Here is a 1969-nt window from a genome sequence, read left to right on the forward strand (position 1 = left end):
GAAATCACTGAAGATCATCAAAAACTTTATGATCAGTACGTTTCAGGTGATTTAAACAAGCAAGATTTTGAAGAACAACTAAACAAATTGATCAAGTAACCGAGCGAGTGTCTACGAGCGACTGAGCGTTATAAAAATTTGCCCCTGCCTTTTCCCTGATTACAAGCTCCCTGTTGCTTCATAACGAGATTTACAGAGCAAGGCGACTGTAGCCACTGGCTCCATGACGAGCGAAGCGACTGTAGCCACTGGCTCCATGACGAGCGAAGCGAGCATAAAGCTTTATGAGCGAAGCGAATCCATTCTTGTTTTTAGCGTCCTAGTGGATATTTGAAAAAACTGCCCCCAGGAATCGAGCGCAGCGAGATTCAATAGAGTTTGAGCGAAGCGAAAACATAGGGCAGTTTTAAATGCTTTTTAATTTTTTTTTGGCTTTTAATAATCTTTTAAGCTTTTAAATGCTTTTAGACACGCTGAAAGCATTGCTGTGTGCGCGTTTCAAGCTTCATTAAGTGACGTTTACCTTGCAATTAAGTGACGTTTACCTTGCAAAAAAATGAAAATTTCAAAAGATAAAGTGACGTTTACCTTGCATGTTGTGACGTTAATTATTAAAGTCACATAAACGTCTAAGAATAATAGAGTCACATAATGAGTAATTTAGTTGTTAAAGATAATGCGTTAATTAATGCGAGTTATAACCTCGATTTAGTCGAGCAAAGATTAATACTTTTAGCGATTATTGAAGCTCGTCAAAGTGGCAAGGGAATTAACGCAAATGACCCATTGATCATTCACGCTGAAAGCTACATCAATCAATTTTCGGCACATAGAAATACTGCATATCAAGCATTAAAAGATGCTTGTGATGACCTATTTGCAAGGCAATTCAGTTATCAGAGCCTTAGCGATAAGGGAAATATCCAGCACCATAAATCAAGATGGGTGAGTGAAGTTATTTATGTTGAGAAAGAGGCGGTTGTTAAATTAATTTTTGCCCCTGCCATCATTCCATTGATTACTCGCCTAGAAGAACAGTTTACAAAATACGATATAGAACAAGTTTCAGGGCTTACAAGTGCTTACGCTGTAAGACTTTACGAATTATTGATTGCTTGGCGTAGCACAGGTAAAACACCCATTATTGAGATACAAAAATTTAGACAAAAACTTGGTGTTCTAGATACTGAATACAAACAAATGAACGATTTTAAAAAGCGAGTTTTAGACATTGCCATAAATCAAATTAATGAAAAAACAGACATTAAAGTTAAGGTCGAACAGCACAAAACAGGTCGTGCGATTTCAGGATTTTCCTTCAAGTTTAAGCAAAAACAAACGGAAATTTCTGAAAAATCAGTATCTCCCCAACGAGATCAAAACACGCCTGACCTATTCACCAAAATGACAGATCCGCAACGCTTCCTATTCGCTCACAAGCTGTCAGAAATGCCTGAAATGAGCAAATACTCTGAGGGTACAGAATCCTTTCAAGATTTTGCGAAACGTATAGCAGACATGCTGTTAGAACCTGAAAAATTTAAAAAGTTTTATCCGCTTTTAGAAAAACTTGGCTTCGGTTCTAAGAAAAATCAATCAACAGTGAAACTGGTTGATCAAGTCAAAACCTACTCTATCGAAGATCATAAATTTATTGCATTCGACCCAAGGGGGAGCGTTCATCTTTCGAGCTGTGCTTTCAGCATTGCACGGGACAAAAGGTACAAGCACTTGAAAAAAGATAGCGAAAAAATGGCAGACTTTGAAAGCAGATTAAAAACGATGCTTCTCGATGAAAAACAACAATCTCAATTTTTTGAGATTTTGAGAGGTGAAACATCAAGGTTTAAACCTAACTAAAATCTCCTCTAAAAAAGATTTCAAAATGCCCCAACTTTTGGGGCTTATTTTTATCTTTTTCAGAGGTCGGTTTTTTGTTTCTCGGAGAGAAACGCGTAAGCGTGCATTC

Annotated in this window: 1 pseudogene; it reads left to right on the forward strand. The window is 37.3% G+C overall.

Going from position 1 to position 1969, the window contains the following annotated elements:
- Nucleotides 1–651 precede the first annotated feature (651 nt).
- A pseudogene (gene repM, locus FTV34_RS17140) lies at nucleotides 652–1578 on the forward strand (replication initiation protein RepM); the annotation flags it as partial.
- Nucleotides 1579–1969: the final 391 nt, after the last annotated feature.

The sequence above is a fragment of the Acinetobacter sp. YH16038 genome (assembly GCF_013417275.1).
Lineage (GTDB): Bacteria > Pseudomonadota > Gammaproteobacteria > Pseudomonadales > Moraxellaceae > Acinetobacter.